Origin of the sequence: Pseudoalteromonas sp. Hal040, from assembly GCF_037162425.1 — a bacterium.
Classification (GTDB): Bacteria; Pseudomonadota; Gammaproteobacteria; order Enterobacterales; family Alteromonadaceae; genus Pseudoalteromonas; species Pseudoalteromonas gelatinilytica.
On sequence record NZ_JARLUU010000001.1, the window covers coordinates 3,626,345 to 3,641,773 of the forward strand.

A 15,429-nucleotide genomic window follows, 5' to 3' on the forward strand; every position below is an offset into this window, starting at 1 on the left:
CAGCTGTTAACTTCGCCAGAAGTTAATTCATCAAATAATGATGAGAATACTAAAGTAGATACCGATTAATCATTACTGATTAACTGGCATATTTTTTACTTTTGAAAACTCTTTATAGATACGAATATCTATAAGAATTTTAATATCAGCTTTCCAAATTTTTAAAGAGCATATTAATTAGTTAAACCAAGCGGTTTAGCTAACTAACAATCATCTGTGTGGACACTACGAACAAATAAGTTCTAAATCGTATAAGGAGGTGATCCAGCCCCAGGTTCCCCTAGGGCTACCTTGTTACGACTTCACCCCAGTCATGAATCACTCCGTGGTGAACGTCCTCCCTAAGGTTAGACTATCCACTTCTGGAGCAACCCACTCCCATGGTGTGACGGGCGGTGTGTACAAGGCCCGGGAACGTATTCACCGCATCATTCTGATATGCGATTACTAGCGATTCCGACTTCATGGAGTCGAGTTGCAGACTCCAATCCGGACTACGACGCACTTTAAGTGATTCGCTTACCCTCGCAGGTTCGCAGCACTCTGTATGCGCCATTGTAGCACGTGTGTAGCCCTACACGTAAGGGCCATGATGACTTGACGTCGTCCCCACCTTCCTCCGGTTTATCACCGGCAGTCTCCTTAGAGTTCCCGACCGAATCGCTGGCAACTAAGGATAGGGGTTGCGCTCGTTGCGGGACTTAACCCAACATCTCACAACACGAGCTGACGACAGCCATGCAGCACCTGTATCAGAGTTCCCGAAGGCACCAAACCATCTCTGGTAAGTTCTCTGTATGTCAAGTGTAGGTAAGGTTCTTCGCGTTGCATCGAATTAAACCACATGCTCCACCGCTTGTGCGGGCCCCCGTCAATTCATTTGAGTTTTAACCTTGCGGCCGTACTCCCCAGGCGGTCTACTTAATGCGTTAGCTTTGAAAAACAGTCCCGAGGGACCGAGCTTCTAGTAGACATCGTTTACGGCGTGGACTACCAGGGTATCTAATCCTGTTTGCTCCCCACGCTTTCGTACATGAGCGTCAGTGTTGACCCAGGTGGCTGCCTTCGCCATCGGTATTCCTTCAGATCTCTACGCATTTCACCGCTACACCTGAAATTCTACCACCCTCTATCACACTCTAGTTTGCCAGTTCGAAATGCAGTTCCCAGGTTGAGCCCGGGGCTTTCACATCTCGCTTAACAAACCGCCTGCGTACGCTTTACGCCCAGTAATTCCGATTAACGCTCGCACCCTCCGTATTACCGCGGCTGCTGGCACGGAGTTAGCCGGTGCTTCTTCTGTAAGTAACGTCACAGCTAAGCGCTATTAACACTTAACCTTTCCTCCTTACTGAAAGTGCTTTACAACCCGAAGGCCTTCTTCACACACGCGGCATGGCTGCATCAGGCTTGCGCCCATTGTGCAATATTCCCCACTGCTGCCTCCCGTAGGAGTCTGGGCCGTGTCTCAGTCCCAGTGTGGCTGATCATCCTCTCAAACCAGCTAGGGATCGTCGCCTTGGTGAGCCATTACCTCACCAACTAGCTAATCCCACTTGGGCTAATCTTATGGCGTGAGGCCCGAAGGTCCCCCACTTTGGTCCGTAGACATCATGCGGTATTAGCAGTCGTTTCCAACTGTTGTCCCCCACCATAAGGCATATTCCCAAGCATTACTCACCCGTCCGCCGCTCGTCAGCAGAGTAGCAAGCTACTCTCTGTTACCGCTCGACTTGCATGTGTTAGGCCTGCCGCCAGCGTTCAATCTGAGCCATGATCAAACTCTTCAATTAAAAGTTTTTTGAAACCGAAGTTTCGTGCTCAATGAATTCTGAATTTTTGATATCTTTCGATATCGAATTGACTGTGCTGAAACAAGTAAACTTGTTCCCGTTGGTCACTCAGTTCAATTGAGACTCTAAATTTGTTTGCGTCCCTACCGAAGTAGTTCTGCTGTTAGAACTCAATCTGTACGAGTGCCCACACAGATGATTGCTTTATATTGTTAAAGAACGTTGCGACGTTGTCGCTAGGGATGCGTATAATACATCCTTAATTTTTCGAGTCAACACTTAATTTTAAACTTTCTTTTTAGACCGTTTTAAACCGAAGTTTTACTTAACTCTCTCTGTCACGTTGTTCAGCGCTTTTCATTGCTGCCCGCCGTGTCAGTGGATGCGCATTATAGGGATGCGAAGAATTAACGCAAGCACTTTTTTAAGGTTTTTTTAATTATTTTCAAATTAGTACAATAACCATACAAACAAAGGGCTACAGAGGGGTTTTAGCTCAAAAAGCAGTCATTTTTGATAGGGTAAACTGGCATATAAAAAGCGACATGCTTTAAATTAGCTATGTCGCTTTTTATCTTTATGGGTGGGATTAGTTAGTAGAAATTTCCCAAACAGCGATTGAACCCGAAATTTCATTGCCTACAACTAGCAATGCTTCATTCGTTGCACTTTGCTCTGCAGGTATAAATGCCATACCTTCAGGAGCAAGATCACCGGTTATATCTGCATCGGCTTCTAAACCACGATTAAAAAAGTAGTCTTGGAATGTCACGTTGTATGGATTAGTGATATCAAACACCATGATGCCGCCCATACGCTCTAGACCAATAAATGCAAATGTACGCTCACCAATTGTACCCAGTGCTAATGCTTCTGGCTCTGCACCTTTGTCATCAGAGCGACTATCACCGGCATTTTCATCTTCGTTATTGTTAAATGCTGCTCCGTGGACTGAAGCGGTAATACGTGAGATTTGATCGCCTGAATCAAATACCACCATGCCGTTACTATCCCAGATAGTAAAAGAGCGAGCGCCGTATGCATAGAGTGACTCGTATTCACCATTGTTATCTTCATCACCTTTAACAGTGGTCACTTTTAAACGGCCAATATCATTATTGTCATTGTTAAGGTAATCAAAATTACTTGCTAGAGTTAAGTCTTTCGCTCTGGTCTCATCTATATATGATAAACAGCCGTCATCTTTATCGTAATCTAAACCACCTTTTGCTAAACAATCAGCTTCATCGGTTGTGTTAAAGAAATACTCTCGTGCATCACCTTCATTGGCAGTAACTATGAAGTTTGCACCTTTCCAGGTAAAGCTTGAAATAGTATCAGGTTGATACATGCCATAGAGGCCTGGGTATGATTTAAAATTAACGCCACCGTCTTTATCTGATGCGTCTATCAATAAATTAGACCAATCTTTAAAACCTAACCCTTTAAGCTCGAGGCTATTATCTTCAAGGTTGACGATAGCAAGGGCGTTATTCTCTTGCAGTGTAACGTAAGCAAACTTATCGTCTTTAGAAACACTGATGTATTCAGGCTCTAAGTCCATAGCAACGGTTGTATTTATTAGCTTGCCGTTGATTGTACGGCCAGTCGGATTCGCAAATACAATTCCTAACTCTTCAAGTTCTGCTTGTTTATCGTTATAAGCAGTAAACGTTATGCTAATAGCAGTATCTGCAATTACACCATTTGTGATGTTAATGATGCTAATTGAACCTTCAGGGTCAACACTGTAATCACCATTAGGTTCGCCTTCATTTGCAACCAATACTTTATTTCCGTCATGGCTAAACGTCACCATGTCGGGTAGGGCGCCAACAGATACATTCTTAATAAACTGAGGCTCATCGCCACTAATATCATAAAAAGCGATTAAACCTGCATCACCGGTATTATCTGCAGCCATTGCTACCGCAAGAAGCTCATTATTAGCATCAATAGCGATGCTGTTTGCGTCGCCAGCACTGTTTTCATTCAGTGCAAGGGTGATCTCTGGTACTAAGTTAGTGCCGTTTATAACCCCTTCGTTATCTTTTACTAAAGCTGTACGGTCAAAACTATCTGCTTTAATGATATTAACGACCGCAGAATCACCCGAGCTATTGATAGCAAAAATTCTTTTTTAGATGCTTGATAAGCGACAATCTCTGCAGCACCTTCAGGGCTTTCTGCGTTCAGCACTGCGCGGCCGATAAGATTAATACTTAATGCAGCGTTTGCATCTGTACCGTTTGCTCCGTCACTACCATTGGTTCCATCAGAACCATTAGTCCCGTTTAGCCCTGCAGGACCTTGTTCACCTTGTAAGCCGTCTTTGCCGTCGTCACCGTCTAATGAACAACCAGTAAGAATGGTTAAAAGTGATAGCGCAATAATTGAACTTTTTAACATTATTATTTTTCCTTTGTATTGTATTAACGCAATTACAACACGCAGGCATTACAACTATATGGCACTTTTATGAGAACAAATTGCAGCCACAAAAAAAGCGAGTATAAACTCGCTTTTTATTTATAAATTAGTAGGGTAGCTCACTACTTTTTAGTTGGGCGCTTCCAACCGGTTAGGTTACGCTGTTTACCACGAGCGACTGCAAGCTGTTCGTCTTCAACTGTATTAGTAATAACCGAACCTGCGCCAACTGTTGCCATTGCACCAATATTCACTGGGGCTACCAGTGATGAGTTAGAACCGATAAAGGCATTATCACCGATAATGGTTTTTGATTTATTTACGCCATCATAGTTACAAGTAATAGTACCAGCGCCAATATTAACTTTTTCGCCAACTTCAGTGTCACCTAAATAAGTAAGATGATTCGCTTTAGATCCTTTACCTAAGCGAGTCTTTTTCATTTCGACGAAGTTGCCAATGTGTGAGTCTTCTTCCATTATCGCGCCAGGACGAAGGCGAGCATATGGGCCTAAAGTACATTTAGCAGCAACACTGGCTTCTTCAACTAATGAGTTCGCTTTAATAATAACGTTATCGCCGATAGTACAATCTTTAAGTACGCAGTTAGGACCAATTTGAACATTATTGCCGATTGTTACTTTGCCTTCGAAGATAACATTAACGTCGATCAGTACATCTTCGCCAGTCGTTACTTCACCACGTACATCAATACGAGCAGGATCAGCAAGTGTTGCGCCGTTTAGCATTAGCTCTTCTGCTTGCCATGCTTGATATGCACGTTCAAGCGCTGAAAGTTGTACGCGATTATTAGCACCTTCAACTTCCATTGGATGCTCAGGCTGAGCAGAGGTAATTTCAACTCCTTCACTATTTGCCATTGCAACGATATCTGTTAGGTAGTATTCGCCTTGTGCGTTGTTGTTAGATAAGTTACCTAACCAACGTTTTAGTAATTCACCATTCGCAGCCATGATGCCAGTATTGATTTCTTTAATTGCAAGTTGCTCAGCAGAGGCATCTTTTTGTTCAATAATACCGACAAGCTTGCCATTTTCGCGGAGCATACGGCCATAACCTGATGGGTCATCTAAGGTAACCGTTAATACTGCTAGGCCTTTTTTAGGTGTCACAGCAAGTAACTTTTCTAAAGTGGCACGTTTTGTTAGTGGCACATCACCATAGAGGATTAATACGGTGTCATCATCGGCAATGTGCTCTTTAGCAACAGCAACTGCATGACCGGTACCGAGTTGTTCTTCTTGTAATACCCAGTTTACTTGGTTGTGCGATAGGGCAGCTTGTAACTGTTCACGGCCATGGCCATAAACCAGGTTTGTTTCACGAGCGCCAAGAGCTGTAGCATTATCAATAACGTGCTGCACCATAGGTTTACCAGCAACTTTGTGTAATACCTTAGGCAGTGCAGAGCGCATACGGGTGCCTTTACCCGCAGCAAGAATAACGGTAGTCAGAGACATTAAAACAATATCCTTCTTTCTTTGTTTTAGGTGTGCAATATGGTGTGAGTTCTGAGAAACATGCAAAGTTGTGTAAGTCACATCATGTGTAAATACTCAATCCTAATATGTTGGACTGAACCTTGGATGAAACAGCTATTCACTATTAATTTACACTATTGTAGCGAGCTTTGACGAAGGATATAAGTATAAATATAAAGTAGAGTGCTATGCAGTGAATTTCGGGCACAAAAAAGCCCACGTTAAGTGGGCTTTTTGAAAACCGAGTAGGCTTACTTTTTACGTAATTGTTGGATTACGCGAAGTTGAGCGATTGCTTCAGCAAGCTGTACAGCAGCTTGTTGATAATCTAACTCAGCAACTGACGTGTTCGACATTTGCTCTTCAGCATCACGTTTAGCTTTTTCAGCTGCTTGTTCATCTAGATCTTCACCACGAACTGCAGTGTCTGCAAGAATCGTAATGCGATTAGGTTGAACTTCTAGCGTACCGCCAGCAACATACATCACGTCTTCGTGACCAAATTGCTTAACTAAACGTACCATACCAGGTTTTAGGGCAGTTAATAATGGAGCGTGGCCATAGTTAACACCTAGGTCACCTTCAGTACCACTTACTTGAATAGATTCTACCAGACCAGAGAATAAACTCTCTTCTGCGCTTACTACGTCAAGATGTACAGTCATAGCCGCCATACTACCCTCCTAATTACATGCTTTTGGCTTTTTCTTGAGCTTCTTCAATAGAGCCAACCATGTAGAACGCTTGCTCTGGCATATCATCAAACTCACCGTTTAAGATACCTTTGAAGCCAGCAATTGTGTCTTTAAGTGACACGTATTTACCAGGTGAACCTGTGAATACTTCAGCAACGAAGAACGGCTGAGATAGGAAACGCTGGATTTTACGTGCACGAGATACAACTTGCTTATCTTCATCAGAAAGCTCGTCCATACCTAGGATTGCGATGATGTCTTTAAGTTCTTTATAACGTTGAAGAACTGTTTGAACGCCACGCGCTGTATCGTAGTGCTCTTGACCGATTACTAATGGATCAAGTTGACGTGAAGATGAATCAAGTGGGTCTACCGCTGGGTAGATACCAAGAGAAGCGATATCACGTGAAAGTACTACTGTTGCATCTAAGTGAGCAAACGTTGTTGCTGGAGATGGGTCAGTTAAGTCATCCGCAGGTACGTATACCGCTTGGATTGAAGTGATTGAACCAGTCTTAGTAGATGCGATACGCTCTTGAAGTACACCCATTTCTTCAGCAAGAGTTGGTTGGTAACCTACTGCTGAAGGCATACGACCTAGAAGTGCTGATACTTCTGTACCCGCTAGAGTATAACGGTAGATGTTATCAACGAAGAAAAGAACGTCACGACCTTCGTCACGGAACTTCTCAGCCATAGTAAGACCTGTTAACGCTACGCGTAAACGGTTACCCGGTGGCTCATTCATCTGACCGTATACTAGAGATACTTTGTCTAGTACGTTTGAGTCGTTCATCTCATGGTAGAAATCGTTACCCTCACGAGTACGCTCACCAACACCTGCGAATACTGAGTAACCGCTGTGCTCGATTGCGATGTTACGGATAAGTTCCATCATGTTTACGGTTTTACCTACACCGGCACCACCGAATAGACCAACTTTACCACCTTTAGCGAATGGACATACAAGGTCGATTACCTTGATACCAGTCTCTAAAAGTTCTACTGAATTTGATTGATCTTCGTAAGAAGGTGCTTCACGGTGAATAGACATACGCTCTTCTTCACCAATTGGACCAGCTTCATCAATAGGGTTACCTAATACGTCCATGATACGACCTAGTGTCTTCGTACCTACTGGAACGTGGATTGGCTGACCTGTACCTTCTACTGCTGTACCACGACGTAAACCGTCAGTAGTACCAAGTGCGATACCACGTACCACACCGCCACCTAGCTGTTGTTGAACTTCTAAAGTTAAACCTGCTAAGTCGCCATCTGTTACTTTTAGTGCGTCATATACGGCTGGCACGTTGTCTTGTGGAAACTCGATGTCCACAACGGCGCCGATAATTTGGACGACCTTACCTAAACTCATGTCTATTCCTCTCATTAAACTTTGCCGAAGCGTTAAACTGCTGCCGAACCGCCAACAATCTCACTGATTTCTTGTGTGATTGCAGCTTGACGAGCCTTGTTATAAACAAGCTGTAACTCATCCATAAGGTCGCCTGCGTTATCAGTTGCAGCTTTCATTGCAACCATACGGGCAGCCTGTTCAGAGGCAGCGTTCTCAACTACACCTTGGTATACTTGAGACTCAATAAAGCGTACTAACAGAGCTTCTAAAATCGCTTCTGGGTTTGGCTCATATAAGTAATCCCAAGAATGTTGAGATACTTCTTCTTCAGCTTTTGGCAAAGGGAGTAACTGATCGATTGTTGGTTCTTGCTTCATAGTATTAACGAATTTGTTAAATACTACGTATAAGCGGTCAATTTTGCCTTCAGAATATGCATCAAGCATAATTTTTACAGGACCGATAACGTCTTGTACTGAAGGTGTATCTCCTAAGCTCGCTTTTTTAGCGAGTAACTTACCGCCGAAACGTTGGAAAAAGCCAGCTGCTTTGCTACCTAAAGTAGCGAACTCAGCTTCAACGCCTTTTTCTTTCCACGCTTTCACGTCTAGGGCAACTTTTTTGAACTCGTTAGAGTTCAAGCCACCACAAAGACCACGGTCAGTAGAGACAACGATATAACCAACTCGTTTTACTTCACGTTCAACTAAGAACGGGTGAGTAAAATCAAGATTTGCTTGAGCAACACGACCGATTACTTCGCGTAAGTTTTCAGCGTATGGACGGCTTGAAGCCACTCGTTCTTGCGCCTTTTTCATTTTAGACGCAGCAACCATTTCCATTGCGCTGGTGATCTTTTGAGTATTCTTGATACTCCCGATCTTGCTTTTAATCTCTTTTCCGCTGGCCATGACTCTCTCTCCGAATCAGGTGGGCTTTAGTTGCCTAAAGCTCACCATTCATAACTAAATTACCAAGTTTGCGTCGACTTGAACTTCTCTAGAAGTTCTTTAAGTTGAGCTTCAATCTCAGCGTTGTAGTTACCAGTTTCATTGATTTGAGCCATTAGCTCTGCGTATGTGCTGTTTGCATAAGAAATTAAGCCAGCTTCAAAGTCACCGATTTTCGCGATTTCGATGTCTTTTAGGTAGCCTTTTTCAGCAGCAAATAGCGACAGAGACATTTCAGCAACAGACATTGGTGCGTACTGTTTCTGCTTCATTAGCTCTGTTACGCGCTCACCATGCTCTAATTGAGCACGTGTTGCATCGTCAAGGTCAGACGCGAACTGCGAGAACGCAGCTAATTCACGGTACTGAGCTAACGCTAGACGGATACCACCACCTAGTTTCTTAACGATTTTAGTTTGCGCTGCACCACCAACACGAGATACCGAGATACCAGCGTTAACAGCTGGACGGATACCTGAGTTGAATAAGTCAGTTTCTAAGAAGATCTGACCGTCGGTGATAGAGATAACGTTTGTCGGTACGAACGCAGAAACGTCGCCGCCTTGAGTTTCAATGATTGGCAATGCCGTCAATGAACCAGTTTTACCTTTCACTTCACCATTAGTGAACTTCTCAACGTAATCAGCGTTTACACGTGATGCACGCTCTAGAAGACGTGAGTGAAGGTAGAATACGTCACCTGGGTATGCTTCACGACCTGGTGGACGCTTAAGTAGTAATGAGATTTGACGGTAAGCAACAGCTTGCTTAGATAAATCATCATATACGATTAGCGCGTCTTCACCACGGTCACGGAAGTATTCACCCATAGTACAACCAGCGAATGGTGCTAGGTACTGAAGTGCCGCAGATTCAGAAGCAGATGCAACAACAACGATTGTGTTTTCAAGTGCACCGTGCTCTTCTAATTTACGTACTACGTTAGCGATTGTAGATGCTTTTTGACCAACTGCAACGTACACACACTTAACGCCTGTACCTTTTTGGTTGATGATTGCATCGATTGCTAATGCAGTTTTACCAGTTTGGCGGTCACCGATAACAAGCTCACGCTGACCACGACCTACTGGGATCATCGCATCGATAGATTTATAACCAGTTTGAACTGGCTCATCTACTGATTGACGTTCGATAACGCCTGGTGCGATTTTTTCTACTGGCTCATAACCATCGTTAGCTAAAGCGCCTTTACCGTCGATAGGAGCACCTAGTGTGTTAACAACACGACCAAGTAGACCACGACCAACAGGAACCTCTAGGATACGACCAGTTGATTGTACTTTTACGCCTTCTTTAAGGTCTGCGTAAGGACCCATTACTACAGCACCTACTGAGTCACGCTCAAGGTTTAGTGCGATAGCGAAACGGTTGCCTGGAAGCTCAATCATCTCACCTTGCATACAGTCAGCAAGACCGTGGATGCGGATGATACCGTCAGTAACAGATACGATAGTACCTTCGTTACGAGCTTCACTTACAACTTCGAACTGCTCAATACGTTGTTTGATCAGATCTGAAATTTCAGTGGAATTAAGTTGCATGCTCTTCTTCCCAATTACGATTGTAGTGTAGTAGCTAGGCGGTTTAATTTACCGCGTACAGTGCCGTCGATTACAGTGTCACCAGCCTTGATTACAAGACCACCAACAATAGTTTCGTCAACACTACAATTCAGCTTAACTTTGCGTGCGAAACGTTTTTCTAATGCCGCTACCAGAGATGCTTGCTGCTCAGCAGTAAGCGTTGTTGCAGAAACTACATCTACGTCGATTAATTTGTCGTAGTCCGCTTTAAATTCAGCGAATAGTTCAGCAACAGCTGGTAGTGCCGTTAAACGTCCATTTTCAGCCATCACTTTTACTAAGTTCTGACCATTTTCGTTGAGTTGCTCTGCACAAACAGAAATAATAATTTCTGATTGCTTTTCAGCAGAGGCACTTCCTGAAAGAAACTGAGCGATTTGCTCGTTCTTTGCTACTTCACCAGCAAAAAACAACATTTCGTTCCAGCTTTCAACAGTACCTTTATCAACGGCAAATTCAAAAGCCGCTTTAGCGTATGGGCGAGCGATTGTAGTCAATTCAGACATGCTCATACCCTCCTATTAAAGCTCAGCGACGAGTTTTTCAACGATGTCACTATGTGCGGCTTCATTGATTTCGCGCTCTAAGATCTTCTCGGCACCGATAACCGCTAATGAAGCAACTTGCTTACGCAGTTCTTCTTTAACACGGTTACGCTCAGCTTCGATTTCAGAATGACCTTGAGCAATAATTTTTTCACGCTCTTCGTGACCACGAGTAGTCTCTTCATCAACGATTTGCGTGGCACGCTTTTTAGCTTGCTCGATGATATCAGCCGCTTGTGATTTAGCTTCTTTAAGCTCTTCAGTTGCTTTTTTACGAGCAAGCTCAAGATCTTTTTCAGCTTTATCAGATGCAGCTAAACCATCTTCAATTTTTTTCTGGCGAGCTTCAATAGCACCGTTTAGTGGTGGCCACACGAACTTCATGCAGAACCATACAAAAACAATAAATGCTATTAATTCGCCGAGTAGAGTAAGGTTTAAACTCACAACCACTCCTCCTTAGTCAATTGTTGATCGCGTAAAAGTATTTTCAATATTAAAGTGCGAACAACATGTATAGACCGATACCTACACCGATCATCGCGATAGCATCGATAAGACCCGCTACGATGAACATTTTAACTTGAAGTTGTGGTGCAAGCTCAGGTTGACGAGCCGCTGACTCTAGGAATTTACCACCAAGGTTACCGAAACCGATCGCAGTACCTAAAGCACCAAAACCAATTAGTAAAGCAACAGCGATATATTTAAGGCCGATTACAAGTTCCATTATTGTCTCCAATATAATTTTAAATGATTAAAGTTAAAGTAAAAAAATCTTTATTGAACAAGCGCTACGATTAGTGATCAGTAGATGCCATGCTCAGGTATACAATTGTTAGCATCATAAAGATAAATGCTTGCAATACGATTACGAGAATGTGGAATACAGCCCATACGAAGTGCAGTGGTAATTGGAATAAACCAATTGCGCCGATCAGGATGAAGATAAGCTCACCTGCGTATAAGTTACCAAATAAACGTAGTGCCAATGAAATTGGCTTAGCAAACAAGGTTACTAATTCTAGTAACAAGTTCACTGGAATGAATAAAGCTTGAACTACTGGGTTCTTAGCGCTAAATGGTTGTAATGTAAGTTCTTTTACAAAACCCATTACGCCTTTCACACGAATCGAGTAGAAGATGATTAACGCAAACACACCTAAGCCTAACGCCATTGTTAAGTTAAGGTCAGTGGTTGGTACTACTTTCATGTAAGTGTGTGATTGACCGCTAGAGATTACATCCCAAGACTCACCATTGATCAGCGATGCTGCAATTGGTAAGAAGTCTACTGGAATTAAATCCATTAAGTTCATTAAGAAAACCCATACAAAAATCGTAAGGGCAAGCGGGGCAATTAGTTTGCTTCGACCGTGAAAGGTGTCTTTCACGTTTTGATCAACGAATTCAACGATCATTTCGACAAAGCATTGAAGTTTACCAGGAACACCAATCGTTGCTTTATTCGCAGCACGTTTGAAAATCCATAGGAAAACCAATCCTAAACCGATTGACCATGCAAGGGTATCGACATTAAGTACCATCCACCAATTGTTAGGGTCGTCGGTTAGACGCACCTGACCGTTGGTAAGGTGGTGCTTGATGTAACCCGTAAGAGTTAGCTCTTCACCTGCAGCCATGTTATATCCCAAAAGTTAATGTTTAAAAAAACCGGTGCAAACAATCCAAAAAACATCACAAGTATAAAGCAGCTGAAAAAAGGTAGATGAACTACCGGAAAAAGCTTAAATACCAGTACAAACAAAACGATTGTAAGCAAAAATTTTAGTCCTTTGCCGCGTTTAAACGAAGCAAACACTTGTTTTACCTTACTTGCACCCATATAACGGAATGCATAGAGGGTAAAAACCAGATTAGGGAGTACTGCGACAACTCCGCCAGCAAGCGCTGACTGACCGGCGTTGGCTCCCCAACCTATAAAAACAATTACTGCAGCAATGAGCGCTACGATACCCTGAAGACAAATTAATCTGAATGCGGCAAGCCTATATGGCTTTGCTAACCTATTAGTCACGTTTTGTTAACCTTTAGAACTATCGTTGTCAGGGTATGAAAACTGGCGAAATTATACTGATTCCTACCAGTTTTGCAACTTGAGTTGAGCCTTTGTAGTGCAAAATCACCACAAATGTCTCTTTTTGGACATGTTATTAATTAATGACGGGAATAGTCTTAATTTATACGGCTTAAAATGCCATCTAACTCATCTAGACTTGTATACGAAATAACCAGCTTGCCTTTGCCTTTTTTATTGTAGTTAATTTCGACTTTTGCGCCCAAATTTTCAGCGAGCTTTTTCTCTAACTGTTTGACATCTGGGTCTTTTTCTTGCTGTTCTTTTTTAGGCGCTGGTTCTAAAATAGAACGCACTAACTTTTCGGTTTCACGAACGGTTAAAGCTTTAGCAACTGCGAAACGTGCAGCGTCTGACTGCGCTTCACCTTCAAGTGCTAATAAACAGCGTGCATGGCCCATTTCAATGTCGCCATGCTCTAACAAAATTTTAACATCTTCGTTAAGATTATTCAGACGTAGTAAATTAGTCACAGTGGTACGAGATTTACCTACGGCCTCGGCAACTTGTTGGTGAGTTAATTCAAATTCGTTGAGTAAGCGATTCAGTGCAATCGCTTCTTCCATCGCATTTAGGTCTTCACGTTGAATATTTTCAATTAGCGCGATAGCAACTGCCGCTTCATCAGGCACATCTTTGATGATACACGGCACAGTGTCTAATTTGGCTAATTGAGCAGCACGCCAACGACGTTCACCCGCGATGATTTCATATTTGTCTGCACCAATTTGGCGCACAACAATCGGCTGAATGATACCTTGGGCACGAATTGAGCTCGCTAATTCTTCTAGCGCTTCTTCTGACATGTCTTTACGCGGTTGATATTTACCCGATTGTAAAAACTCAATCGCTAACTTTTGCAGCTCACCTTTACTTTGCTCGGCAACCACATCAGAGACTTGCTCAGTTGCTGCGGTTGCTTGTTGCTGATTATTTGCACTAGGGGCAGGTTTTGATGAACTTAATAAAGCGTCGAGTCCTCGGCCTAAACCGCGTTTTTTAGCAGACATGTTATTTTTTTACCTCGAAGTTAGGCTACTGCTGAAGATGTTTTCTCTTTTCTACGTAACATTTCACCGGCTAGGGCTAAGTATGCTTTAGCACCACTTGATGCACGGTCATAATACATGGCAGGGGCACCAAAACTCGGCGCTTCTGCTAAACGGACATTACGTGGGATAACGGTACGATAAACTTTATCGCCAAAATGTTGTTTAAGTTGTTCAGATACATCATTTGCAAGGCGATTGCGCGGATCATACATGGTGCGCAAAATCCCTTCAATTGTTAACGCTGGATTTACTAACTTAGAAAGTTGCGTAATGGTATCCATTAATGCGGTTAAACCTTCAAGGGCATAATACTCACATTGCATCGGAACTAAAATTGAATCAGCTGCAGCCATCGCATTCACAGTCAGCATGTTTAGTGAAGGCGGGCAGTCGATAAAAATGAAGTCGTATTGGCCTTGAATTTTTTCTAGCGCATTACGTAAACGCACTTCGCGAGCAAACAATTCCATTAGCTTTACTTCAGCGGCTGTCACATCGCCATTAGCAGCAATTAAGTGATACTCACCTGAGGTCTCTTTATTGATCACCTCTTCGATAGGGGTTTCTTCAATCAATAAATCGTAAATAGTCGCAACATCACCGTATTTATCGACACCGCTACCCATGGTCGCGTTTCCTTGCGGATCAAGATCGATTAATAACACTTTACGCTTCGTCGCGGCCATCGATGCCGCGAGATTCACAGCGGTGGTTGTTTTACCAACACCACCTTTTTGGTTTGCTAATGCGATGACTTTTGCCACAGTGCTCTGATCCCTAGTCTTTAGATAGAATGATTAGATGTCTTTGCGCATCTAACTCAGGTACTTCCAAGCTGATTTTTTCGTCAAACTTAATACCTTTAGGTAATGAGTCTAGTTCTTCGCTCGGAAATACGCCTTTTAAAGCGATAAATTTACCTGAATGATCAATCAAGTGCGCACACCAGTCAACCATATCTTGTAAAGAGGCGAATGCACGACTTAATACACCATCTAATTTAACACTTGGCTGATATTCTTCAACTCTAGACTGCACTGGGGTTACATTTTCAAGGCCAAGTGCATGTTTTACTTGCATCAAAAAGCGCACACGTTTACCTAAACTATCTAACAAAATAAATTGCGTGTCAGGTAAAGCAATGGCTAATACGATACCCGGTAAACCAGGACCTGTACCAACATCAATGTAATGTTTGCCTTTAAGGTGAGGTGCAACAACTAAGCTATCCATAATATGCTTAATCATCATTTCTTCAGGTAAACGAACAGAGGTTAAATTGTACGCTTTGTTCCACTTGTCTAATAATTCAACATATTGCACAAGCTGTTGTTGCTGTTTTTCTGTTAGCGCAATATCAGTTTGCGCTAACAGTGACGTTAATTGTTGTTGTAACACTG

Annotated in this window: 13 protein-coding genes, 1 rRNA gene and 1 pseudogene; all 15 read right to left on the minus strand. The window is 42.8% G+C overall.

Annotation, left to right across the window (positions count from 1 at the left end):
- Positions 1–252 precede the first annotated feature (252 nt).
- Positions 253–1,793, minus strand: a 16S ribosomal RNA gene (locus tag P4S60_RS16860).
- A gap of 589 nt (positions 1,794–2,382) precedes the next feature.
- Positions 2,383–4,202 (minus strand): annotated as a pseudogene (locus P4S60_RS16865) (choice-of-anchor I family protein).
- Between the two features lie 143 nt (positions 4,203–4,345).
- Positions 4,346–5,704 (minus strand): bifunctional UDP-N-acetylglucosamine diphosphorylase/glucosamine-1-phosphate N-acetyltransferase GlmU, encoded by a 1,359-nt coding sequence (gene glmU / locus P4S60_RS16870; protein WP_337116706.1) that lies wholly within the window; start codon positions 5,702–5,704, stop codon positions 4,346–4,348.
- Between the two features lie 272 nt (positions 5,705–5,976).
- Positions 5,977–6,399: a F0F1 ATP synthase subunit epsilon gene (locus tag P4S60_RS16875; RefSeq protein ID WP_063701376.1), complete on the minus strand. Its 423-nt coding sequence runs from the start codon at positions 6,397–6,399 to the stop codon at positions 5,977–5,979.
- 13 nt (positions 6,400–6,412) lie between these two features.
- On the minus strand, positions 6,413–7,798 hold the full coding sequence (gene atpD, locus P4S60_RS16880; RefSeq protein WP_063701380.1) for a F0F1 ATP synthase subunit beta: 1,386 nt from the start codon (positions 7,796–7,798) through the stop codon (positions 6,413–6,415).
- Positions 7,799–7,830: 32 nt separating this feature from the next.
- Positions 7,831–8,691, minus strand: coding sequence for a F0F1 ATP synthase subunit gamma (gene atpG / locus P4S60_RS16885; RefSeq protein WP_063701383.1), 861 nt, complete (start codon positions 8,689–8,691; stop codon positions 7,831–7,833).
- A gap of 59 nt (positions 8,692–8,750) precedes the next feature.
- The gene (atpA, locus tag P4S60_RS16890; protein ID WP_063701386.1) at positions 8,751–10,292 is read right to left on the minus strand and encodes a F0F1 ATP synthase subunit alpha; all 1,542 of its coding nucleotides are present in this window, start codon (positions 10,290–10,292) and stop codon (positions 8,751–8,753) included.
- A 14-nt stretch (positions 10,293–10,306) separates the two neighbouring features.
- Positions 10,307–10,840 carry a F0F1 ATP synthase subunit delta gene (atpH, locus tag P4S60_RS16895; RefSeq protein WP_063701389.1) on the minus strand — a complete coding sequence of 178 codons (534 nt, stop codon included), beginning with the start codon at positions 10,838–10,840 and terminating at the stop codon, positions 10,307–10,309.
- 15 nt (positions 10,841–10,855) lie between these two features.
- Positions 10,856–11,326 (minus strand): F0F1 ATP synthase subunit B, encoded by a 471-nt coding sequence (atpF, locus tag P4S60_RS16900; protein ID WP_063701392.1) that lies wholly within the window; start codon positions 11,324–11,326, stop codon positions 10,856–10,858.
- Between the two features lie 49 nt (positions 11,327–11,375).
- Positions 11,376–11,609 (minus strand): F0F1 ATP synthase subunit C, encoded by a 234-nt coding sequence (atpE, locus tag P4S60_RS16905; protein WP_063701395.1) that lies wholly within the window; start codon positions 11,607–11,609, stop codon positions 11,376–11,378.
- A gap of 70 nt (positions 11,610–11,679) precedes the next feature.
- A complete protein-coding gene (gene atpB / locus P4S60_RS16910) occupies positions 11,680–12,522 on the minus strand; it encodes a F0F1 ATP synthase subunit A (protein ID WP_063701397.1) in 843 nt (280 codons plus the stop codon).
- The gene (locus P4S60_RS16915) at positions 12,501–12,917 is read right to left on the minus strand and encodes an ATP synthase subunit I (RefSeq protein WP_337116707.1); all 417 of its coding nucleotides are present in this window, start codon (positions 12,915–12,917) and stop codon (positions 12,501–12,503) included. The genes atpB and P4S60_RS16915 overlap by 22 nt, the downstream gene beginning before the upstream one ends.
- A 158-nt stretch (positions 12,918–13,075) precedes the next feature.
- Positions 13,076–13,987, minus strand: a complete 912-nt coding sequence (locus tag P4S60_RS16920) for a ParB/RepB/Spo0J family partition protein (protein WP_337116708.1) — start codon at positions 13,985–13,987, stop codon at positions 13,076–13,078.
- Positions 13,988–14,007: 20 nt separating this feature from the next.
- A complete protein-coding gene (locus P4S60_RS16925; RefSeq protein ID WP_337116709.1) occupies positions 14,008–14,793 on the minus strand; it encodes a ParA family protein in 786 nt (261 codons plus the stop codon).
- A gap of 13 nt (positions 14,794–14,806) precedes the next feature.
- The gene (rsmG, locus tag P4S60_RS16930) at positions 14,807–15,427 is read right to left on the minus strand and encodes a 16S rRNA (guanine(527)-N(7))-methyltransferase RsmG (protein ID WP_063701407.1); all 621 of its coding nucleotides are present in this window, start codon (positions 15,425–15,427) and stop codon (positions 14,807–14,809) included.
- Positions 15,428–15,429: the final 2 nt, after the last annotated feature.